Raw genomic sequence first — 7,966 nt, 5'->3', positions numbered from 1 at the left:
CACGGCCGTCAACGACGTGTCGTTGCACGTCGCCGCGGGCGAGTTCGCCGCGGTGACGGGCCCGTCGGGTTCCGGCAAGTCGTCGCTGCTCGCCGTCGCCGGCCTGCTGCAGACGCCCGACTCCGGCATCGTGACGATCGACGGCAAGGTCGTCTCGGGGCTCTCGCACAAGGACGCCGCAGCGGTGCGCCTGTCGTCGATCGGGTTCGTCTTCCAGCAGAGCAATCTCATCGCGTCGCTGACGTCCGTGGAGCAGCTCGAGATCGTTGCGCGCATCGCCGGGCGTCACGGCAAGGACACCGCATCGCGGGCCGAGGAACTGCTCGCCGCCGTCGGGTTGGAGAAGGTCTTCGACCGCCGCCCCGCAGCGCTCTCCGGCGGTCAGCGTCAGCGTGTCGGCATCGCCCGCGCGCTGATGAACGAGCCGAAGCTGCTGCTCGTCGACGAACCGACCGCGTCGCTCGACACCGAGCGCGGCACCGCCGTCGTCGAACTGCTCGGCAAGGTGACGCACGAACACCAGGCCGCGACCATCATGGTGACGCACGACCTGCACACCCTCGACGCCGTCGACTCGCTGCACGAGATGGTCGACGGTCGCCTGCGCACGCTCGAGGCGACCCCGACGCAAGGTTGATGTCGGCGCCTCGTCGTAGTGCTGGCCTCGGCGCCTGATCGTCTCGACGGAGACGACGCGAGGAATCGGGTGTAGGCGAACATGACGCCGGCCGGATGCGACAAGCATCCGGCCGGCGTTCGTCGTCTCGTGGTTGCGGCGTCTCACGGTGACGTCGCCTCGTGGTCTCGGCGTCTCGACGGTAGGTGTGAGGTCGGCGAGTCGTTGGGGACGGGATTCGCAGATGGGGACGCGAATCGCGGTTTGGGACGGGAGTTCGAGCTGGCGCCTGTTCTCGCGCCGGCGTTGGTCAGGAGCTGACGTGAGCCAGCTGCGTCGTCGTGGCCGGCGCGTCATGCATCAGGGCGAGGCGTAGGCATCCGAGAGCGACGGGGATCTCGGCGGCGAGCGCCATGGCGACGGCGGTGGCGAGCGAACTTGTCGTGGTCGCGCTCGCGATGTCCGTGACGGCGTCGAGGACGAACAGCGTCGCGGCGACGAGCCCGATGAGCCGGGTGGCCGCGGCGCGTCGACTGGTGGCCAGAACGAGTGCGGTGAGGGCGAGGAGTTCGCTCACGTCGAGCCCCAACCACGCCGCGATGCTCGCAGGGTCGACGCGCTGCGCGTCCAGGCGCAGGTAGAGCACCGGGATCCAGGCTGCGAGGACGCCGCCTGCCACCGTCAGGACTCGTGTCACCGTCGTGTTCTCCACGTCCCCCACGTTCGCGCTCGCGTGTGGGTGGGTGATGTCGAGATCCTGTGCGTCGGCCATGAGCGCTCGCGGGCGATCTGGCGTGGTGTTGACGTCGCAATGTCGACGTGGTGCGGTGCCGCAGCGCGGGCGTGGGGGAGCACCGGGGTGAAGCCTGGCCGTGGGGCGGTGGCGCGAGGGGCCGTCAGAGGTGGCGGGCCGGACACGACGAAGGTGTGATCACCGTTGCGGGAGCTACTGCGTCCCGGGCGCCCACGGCGGGCGGGCGGTTCGCTAGGGTGGGCAGCGCGCGTCACCCAGGACGAGGAAGCCGGTGAGAATCCGGCACGGTCGCGCCACTGTGAACGGGATTTCCGTGAGTCAGGAACTCGGGGTGACGCCATCGAGCGGGACGCGTCATCCCGGGAAGGTGCACTCATGCATATCGCTGAGGGGTTCTTGCCCCCTGTTCACGCTGCCGCCTGGAGTGCGGTAGCGGCACCCTTCGTCATCCACGGAGCGCGCGAGATCAAGCGCACGATCGAGAAGCATCCGGAGTCGAAGCTGCTGCTCGGCGGAGTCGGGGCGTATTCGTTCGTGCTGTCGGCCATCAAGTTGCCGTCCGTCACCGGGAGTTCGTCGCATCCGACGGGCACCGGCGAGGGCGCCATCATCTTCCGCCCGCCCGTCATGGCGGCGCTGGGCACGATCGTGCTGCTGTTCCAGGCGCTGTTGCTCGCGCACGGCGGGCTGACGACGCTCGGCGCGAACGTCATGTCGATGGCAGTCGTCGGGCCGTGGGCCGGGTACGGCGTCTATCGGCTGATGCGTCGCGCGCCGCTGTCGATCGCCGTGTTCTGCGCCGTCGCCGTCTCCGACCTCATGACGTACGTGACGACGGCGACGCAGCTCGCCCTCGCCTTCCCCGACCGCGCGACGGGTTTCGTCGGCGCATGGTCGCGGTTTCTCGGGCTGTTCGCGGTGACGCAGATTCCGCTCGCCATCGTCGAGGGCCTCGTCGGTGTGCTGCTCATGAACGCGCTGCGCTCCTGGGCCGGCCCGGAGCTCGCCGGTCTGGGATTCGGACGCGATCGTGGGTTCGATGCGGGTGTCGCGGTCTCGGCCGACGTCGAGGCGAAGGAGGCGAGCCGTGCGTGACCGTCGACTGACGAACGTCCTCCTCGTCGTGCTCGCGGCGGCGATCTTCGTCCTGGCGCTCGTCATGGGCACGCGCAGTGGCGACTTCGGTGGCACGGACGCTGCGGCCACCGAGACCATCGAGAAGTCCGACCCCGACTACAAGCCGTGGTTCGAGCCGTTCTGGACGCAGCCCGGTGGCGAGGTCGAATCGGGGCTGTTCGCGATGCAGGCCGCGCTCGGTGCGGGCTTCCTCGGCTTCGTCCTCGGCACGTTCCGCGAGCGTCGCAAGAACCGCGACGCGGCGTCGGGTGTCGCGAGTGCGGGTAGCGGTGTTGCGTCACGTCGTGCTGCCCCAGGTGATGACGCTGCGACGGGTGTCGTCACGAACGCGTCCGACGGTTCGCGGATCGCCTGAGCGTGGCTCATCTCGCGATCGACGAGGCGGCGTGGAGCAGCGCGTGGCGCTCGCATGCCGTCAGCGAGAAGGCTGCGCTGGCGCTCGGTCTTCTCGCCGTGGCGATGGTGGCGCGGGACGTGCGCGTCGACCTGGCCGTCGTCGTCGTCGCGTTCGTCGCCGTCACGGTGGGTGCGCGCGTCGCGCCCGGGCTCGTGCTGCGTGTGTGGGCGCTGCCGGCGGTGTTCGTCGTCATCGGCCTCGTGGGCGTGCTCGTGTCGATCGGCCCCGCGCCCGATGACGCGCTGTGGCAGGCGGGGCCGTTCTCGATCGGGCGATCGTCGCTCGATCGAGCCGTTCTGACGGGGTCGCGTGCAGCGGCGGGGGCGGCTGCCGTCCTCGTGCTCGCGCTGACGACGCCGATGACGGACGTCCTCGGCGGGCTGCGGCGCGTCGGGGTGCCGGCGTTTCTCGTCGAGATCGCGGGCGTCGTGTATCGGATGATCTTCACGCTGCTCGACTCGGTCGGCACGATCCGGGAGAGTCAGACGGCGCGCCTCGGATACGCGACGCGCCGCGCGGCGCTCGCGAGCACTGGGACGCTGCTCGCGGGGGTGCTCGTCCGGGCCTGGACGCGCGCCCAGCGCCTCGAAGCGGGGCTCGCCGGACGTGGATACACGGGCGACCTCATCGTCACGACGCCCGCGCGGCAGGCGTCGTGGCGGTCGCTGTGTGGTGTCGTGCTCGTCGTCAGCGCCCTCATCACGTGGGCGGTGATGTCGCGATGAACAGGTGGCTGCAGAACAGGCAAGCTGGGCCGAACGGCGTCGCTCGAGATAGTGAGTCACGTGTGGCTGAGCCCGGCGGCCGGGAGGCAACTGGTACCCGTGGGTTGAGTGTCAGGGATCTGCGCGTGGGGTATCGCGGTCGGGACGCCGTACTCGACGGCGTCGACCTCGACGTGCAGCCGGGGCGGCGGCTCGCGTTCGTCGGCGCGAACGGCGCAGGCAAGACGACGCTGTTGCGCGCCGTGGCCGGGTCGGTTGCGGCGACGTCAGGGGACGTCGTCGTCGACGGGGTGGCGTTGCAGCGTTCGCGGCGCGGGCTGGAGCGTCATCGACAGCTCGTGCAGCTCGTGCTTCAGGATCCGGCGGATCAGTTGTTCTCGGCGGACGTCTTCGCGGACGTCTCGTTCGGCCCGACCAACCTCGGGCTGCCGCCCGACGAGGTGCGGCGACGCGTCGAGGAGACGCTCGACGTCCTCGGGATCAGCGACCTCGCGGATCGGCCGGTTCATCAACTGTCGTTCGGGCAGCAGAAACGCGTGGCCATCGCGGGTGCCGTCGCGATGCGCCCCGCGTACTTGCTGCTCGACGAGCCGACGGCCGGTCTCGACCCGGCCGGCGTCGAGGCGCTGCTCGCGAGCCTCACGTCGCTCGAGGAACGCGGTACGACGATCGCCCTGTCGACGCATGACCTCGCGTTCGCGTGGGAGTGGGCCGACGACCTCGCGCTGCTGCACGACGGGCACCTGCGTCAGGACGCCGCGCATCGTGTGCTCAGCGACGAGCCCGCCCTGCATGCCGCGGCGCTGCGCGCTCCCTGGCAGGCGCAGATGTTGGCGCGCGCAGGCGTGAGGTGTGCCGGAGCGCAGACGTCGCGCGACGGGGGCGTCAACGAGGTCGTCGGCGGCGACGCGGGGCCCGGCGACGCCGGCGGCGAAGGTAATGGCGCTGGCCGACGTCCCGTTGGAGGTGGGATACCGCGTGCGGTCGACGAGGTCTACGACGCTGTGATCAGCGGCGGCTCTCAGTCGCCCAAGCGACCCACGCGGATGGAGTGACAGCCCAGAGGTACAGCGTTCGAGCCAGGGTGGCTGGGTGACGCACGGCTGGGCCCGCGGCCACGACGACCGTCGTCATCTCGGGTAGGGACACGCACCGGCCGGGCTAGCGGCGTGGGGCGATGCTCGCGGTGCGCCCGGGCTGAAACTAGCCGGCCGGCGCGCTCTCGGCTGGACGCGTGGCTTCGAGAGCCGCAGGTCCCGCAGCGAGTGGCCAAGCCGCGCGGTCGAGATCGACGGTGAAGCTCTGGTCGTCAGGATCGCGGGGGACGGCATCGTTCGGGTGGGTCAGCATCATCGGCCCCGAAGGCGATTGCCAGGTGCACACCCCGTCAGCGTTCATCTGCACGGCCCAACCACCGAACGTCTTCGCCCGGTGATGATGACGACACAACATCTGCAGATTCGCGGCACTCGTCTCCCCGCCGTCGGCGAAGGGGACGACGTGGTCGGCATCGCACCCCTCCGCGCGGCGCGAACACCAGGGGAACCGGCAGTGCACATCGCGACGCTCCACGAACGTGCGGATTGCCGTCGACAGACGATACTTCTGCGTGCTCGTGGCGATCGTCGTCCAGCGCTCGGCGTCCATGAGCTCCGTCGTGAACACCGCGCCCACCACGCGGGCCAGCTCCTCGACGACAGCGGCCACGATCGTCCCGACGCCCGGCACGCGGGCATCACCGAAGCCGTTCGTCGAGCTGTGTTCGCCCACCCCGCCTCGCAGGGGGACGCCATCGGCACCGCTGGGCGGCCCCACGCCACCGAAACCCTCCGATAAGCGAGCGGCATTCGGGCCGCCTGAGCCCGGACGGCGGGTCCACACGCCGCTCGCTTCGCGAGTGGAGTCGGGGCCACCTGAGCCGGAATGGCGGTTCCACACTCGCTCCGATGCGCGTGCGGCATCCGGCCACCCAGGCCCGGAACGGCCGCTCCAGACGCCATCCGCGTCGAGGACGCTGACGCGGCTCGCGCTCCCGTCGAGCGTTGGCCCGGAGGTGTGAGTAACCCGCTCCACCGCCTCCGCGCCACCGGCCACCGAGGGACGAGAGCGCACAACAGGCACCTGGAGGTGCAGAACCGGTGTGACGTGCACGTTGGCCAGCGCCAGCAGGACGAGAGCGTCCGCGCGCAGCGCATTGATCGGTTCGCGCAGCGCGACGTCGAGTACGTGCGGGGCCGAGTCGCGAAGCTCCTGTGCGTGGGAGTGGATGGCGGCCTTGAGATCCGCCGCGTCGCGCGCGGGCAGGACCGCGCGCAGCTCCGTCAGGGTCGGGTGCTCGGGGTGTGGCGCGAACCAGACACCGAGCTGTGCCCTTATGTCGATCTCGTCCTCGTCTTCGGTCAACCCCAGGGCGTCGAGGACTCGCGTCGTGCGGTTGCTCGCCGCCGTGGAGCCCGCGGTGGCAGCCTTCGCGTGGATCAGGTGCGGCAACGCCACCGCGATCTGCGCGTCGTCGAGATGCGCCAGCACATCACTGATCTTGACCACCGAACTCATGCGCGCACGCCCGGCGCCGGCCTGCTCGAAGAGGGGACGCAGGCAGTGGCGGATGCGCTCGGCATCAGCGGCCATCGCTTCGGCGTGAGAACTGGACACGCCCAGGGCAGGGCCGAGCGCTGCCGCGGCGAACTCGCCGGGCGTCAGGGGGTAGTCGCGATCGTCCATCGACTCCCACTCGATGTCGTCACGCTCGCGATGGACGGTGTGGTGGCGTGCGGCGAGAGCGTGCATCGTCGCGTCCGCGGAGCGTGACACCCGCGACGCGGTGGCAGCAGCGCGCTCGAGCGAGACAGCGGCCTCCTCGAGCGCTGCGGCCCGCTCGTCGAGCGTCATGACGGGACGTTCGACGAAGGCGCCCTCGGCGTTGAGTGCCTCGTCGAAGAGGGCGTGACTCAGCGCCTCCCAGAGCTCGAACCGATCGAGAACCGGGAGGTTGCGTGCCTGCCGAAGCAGGGTGCGCGCGACCTCGTCCATGACTCCAGTTTAGTACATATGTTCGAACATGGCGAGTTGCGAGGCGAAGAGATGCCGTCATGGCGCGAGGCCTCGGGATCCGCACGTCCGGCCCGGCTCGTGCTACTTCACGGGGCTACGCCGCGCCTACTTCCCCCGCCAGCACGCGCCGAGCAGGACCACGTGGTACTTGAGGTGCGCAGCCTCGGTTGAGCCAACCGTCACGCCACGAACACGCAGAACGGATGCCCGGCGGGTTCGGTGAAGACGTAGAGGGCTTCATCGTCGTCATCGGAGCGGTCGAGCACCTGCGTCGCGCCGAGCGACACGGCGCGCTCCCGCTGCCGTTCGAGCGAGGCCACGGCCGGCACCGTCAGGTCGAGGTGCATCTGCATCGGCACGCGCCCCTCGGGCCACGTCGTGGGTTCGAGGTCCTCGTCGCGTTGAAACGCGAGCGCTCGGCGGCCGCCCGCGTGCGTCAGCACGAGCCAGTCGGCATCATCCGGGCCGTCACTCGGTAGCTCGTCCCGGCGCGATACGTCAGCCCGAGGAACTGCCGATAGAACTCCGCGAGGCGCCGCGGATCACGCGCGTCGAGGACGGTCTGCATCAGCTGGGGGGCATCGCTCATGCGGCCACAGTAGACGGAGTCTCCCTCGCCGTCAGGGGCGAATCGCCGGCACGAACTGCAGGCCCACGGGCCGTCATACTGGCGGCATGACGCAGATTTCGGAGAAGGACGTCATCCTCGCCTACGTGCTGGCGAAGTTCGACGCGATCGTCACCATCGTGCGCGACATGGATGACGCGACGGCCAACGCGACGCTGCCCGTCGCCGGCTCGAACAGCCCCTACGCGCTGCTGACGCACTGCCTCGGGGCGATGCGTCGGTGGTCGAGCACCGTCAACCTGGGGGGCACCGTTCCGCGCGACCGCGACGCTGAGTTCACCGCCACCGGCCCCGTCTCGACGCTCGTCGAACGCGCCGCACGCGAACGTCAGGCCTTCATAGACGACGTCGCCGCCACCGACCTCGACGCGCTCCCGGTGGCCCCGCCGGCCGACCGAGTCGACGCCCCGGCGCGCTCGTATCAGGTCACCGACTGCCGCGCCGTGCTCCTGCACGTCGTCGAGGAGCTCGCGCAGCACCTTGGCCACCTCGAGATCACCCGCGACGTCCTGCTCGCGCGCGGCTGAGGCGCGGATCGAGACGCTGCGTGCCCATGAAGTCGGATTGACGGATCCATGTGCCACACAGCCCGGCAGACCGGCGGACTCACCCGACCGTGACCGGGTGCGCGCCGATATGGGACGTCAGCCCGGTT

The 7,966-nt window shown here is 70.2% G+C and carries 10 protein-coding genes and 1 riboswitch; of the genes, 6 read left to right on the top strand and 4 right to left on the bottom strand.

Going from position 1 to position 7,966, the window contains the following annotated elements; genetic code table 11:
* The coding region (locus tag HMPREF0321_RS14475) for an ABC transporter ATP-binding protein (protein ID WP_006947574.1) at nucleotides 1-637 on the top strand (637 nt) is incomplete at its 5' end.
* Between the two features lie 289 nt (nucleotides 638-926).
* On the opposite strand, the gene HMPREF0321_RS15195 is transcribed toward HMPREF0321_RS14475, so the two are convergent.
* Entirely contained in the window at nucleotides 927-1,388 is a 462-nt protein-coding gene (locus HMPREF0321_RS15195; protein WP_006947571.1) for a hypothetical protein, read from the bottom strand.
* 241 nt (nucleotides 1,389-1,629) lie between these two features.
* Nucleotides 1,630-1,698: riboswitch (cobalamin riboswitch) on the top strand.
* Nucleotides 1,699-1,745: 47 nt separating this feature from the next.
* Between HMPREF0321_RS15195 and HMPREF0321_RS14465 the strand changes: the two genes are divergently transcribed.
* The 4 genes from HMPREF0321_RS14465 (at nucleotide 1,746) to HMPREF0321_RS14450 (ending at nucleotide 4,684) form a co-directional block, all read left to right on the top strand.
* Nucleotides 1,746-2,465, top strand: coding sequence for an energy-coupling factor ABC transporter permease (locus tag HMPREF0321_RS14465; protein WP_006947566.1), 720 nt, complete (start codon nucleotides 1,746-1,748; stop codon nucleotides 2,463-2,465).
* A complete protein-coding gene (locus tag HMPREF0321_RS14460; protein ID WP_006947575.1) occupies nucleotides 2,458-2,862 on the top strand; it encodes an energy-coupling factor ABC transporter substrate-binding protein in 405 nt (134 codons plus the stop codon). The genes HMPREF0321_RS14465 and HMPREF0321_RS14460 overlap by 8 nt, the downstream gene beginning before the upstream one ends.
* Nucleotides 2,863-2,864: 2 nt before the next feature.
* Nucleotides 2,865-3,629, top strand: coding sequence for a cobalt ECF transporter T component CbiQ (cbiQ, locus tag HMPREF0321_RS14455; protein ID WP_006947576.1), 765 nt, complete (start codon nucleotides 2,865-2,867; stop codon nucleotides 3,627-3,629).
* 125 nt (nucleotides 3,630-3,754) lie between these two features.
* Nucleotides 3,755-4,684, top strand: a complete 930-nt coding sequence (locus HMPREF0321_RS14450) for an energy-coupling factor ABC transporter ATP-binding protein (protein WP_074046266.1) — start codon at nucleotides 3,755-3,757, stop codon at nucleotides 4,682-4,684.
* Between the two features lie 148 nt (nucleotides 4,685-4,832).
* On the opposite strand, the gene HMPREF0321_RS15190 is transcribed toward HMPREF0321_RS14450, so the two are convergent.
* From HMPREF0321_RS15190 to HMPREF0321_RS17490, 3 genes are all read right to left on the bottom strand, one after another.
* The gene (locus HMPREF0321_RS15190; protein ID WP_006947572.1) at nucleotides 4,833-6,662 is read right to left on the bottom strand and encodes an HNH endonuclease signature motif containing protein; all 1,830 of its coding nucleotides are present in this window, start codon (nucleotides 6,660-6,662) and stop codon (nucleotides 4,833-4,835) included.
* Nucleotides 6,663-6,862: 200 nt separating this feature from the next.
* The gene (locus HMPREF0321_RS17495; protein WP_006947573.1) at nucleotides 6,863-7,126 is read right to left on the bottom strand and encodes a VOC family protein; all 264 of its coding nucleotides are present in this window, start codon (nucleotides 7,124-7,126) and stop codon (nucleotides 6,863-6,865) included.
* Nucleotides 7,120-7,272, bottom strand: coding sequence for a VOC family protein (locus HMPREF0321_RS17490; protein WP_311200859.1), 153 nt, complete (start codon nucleotides 7,270-7,272; stop codon nucleotides 7,120-7,122). The genes HMPREF0321_RS17495 and HMPREF0321_RS17490 overlap by 7 nt, the downstream gene beginning before the upstream one ends.
* A gap of 86 nt (nucleotides 7,273-7,358) precedes the next feature.
* Here HMPREF0321_RS17490 and HMPREF0321_RS14435 point away from each other — a divergent pair, with 86 nt between their 5' ends.
* Entirely contained in the window at nucleotides 7,359-7,838 is a 480-nt protein-coding gene (locus HMPREF0321_RS14435) for a DUF664 domain-containing protein (protein ID WP_006947583.1), read from the top strand.
* Nucleotides 7,839-7,966: the final 128 nt, after the last annotated feature.

The organism is Dermacoccus sp. Ellin185, assembly GCF_000152185.1.
Taxonomy (GTDB): Bacteria; Actinomycetota; Actinomycetes; order Actinomycetales; family Dermatophilaceae; genus Dermacoccus; species Dermacoccus nishinomiyaensis.
This window is presented reverse-complemented; position numbering and strand designations above follow the sequence as displayed.

Bases quoted from the DNA above. Each gene is read 5' to 3' on its own strand.
- HMPREF0321_RS15195 (WP_006947571.1), bottom strand. From the start codon at position 1,388: ATGGCCGACGCACAGGATCTCGACATCACCCACCCACACGCGAGCGCG.
- HMPREF0321_RS14465 (WP_006947566.1), top strand. From the start codon at position 1,746: ATGCATATCGCTGAGGGGTTCTTGCCCCCTGTTCACGCTGCCGCCTGG.
- HMPREF0321_RS15190 (WP_006947572.1), bottom strand. From the start codon at position 6,662: ATGGACGAGGTCGCGCGCACCCTGCTTCGGCAGGCACGCAACCTCCCG.
- HMPREF0321_RS17490 (WP_311200859.1), bottom strand. From the start codon at position 7,272: ATGAGCGATGCCCCCCAGCTGATGCAGACCGTCCTCGACGCGCGTGAT.
- HMPREF0321_RS14435 (WP_006947583.1), top strand. From the start codon at position 7,359: ATGACGCAGATTTCGGAGAAGGACGTCATCCTCGCCTACGTGCTGGCG.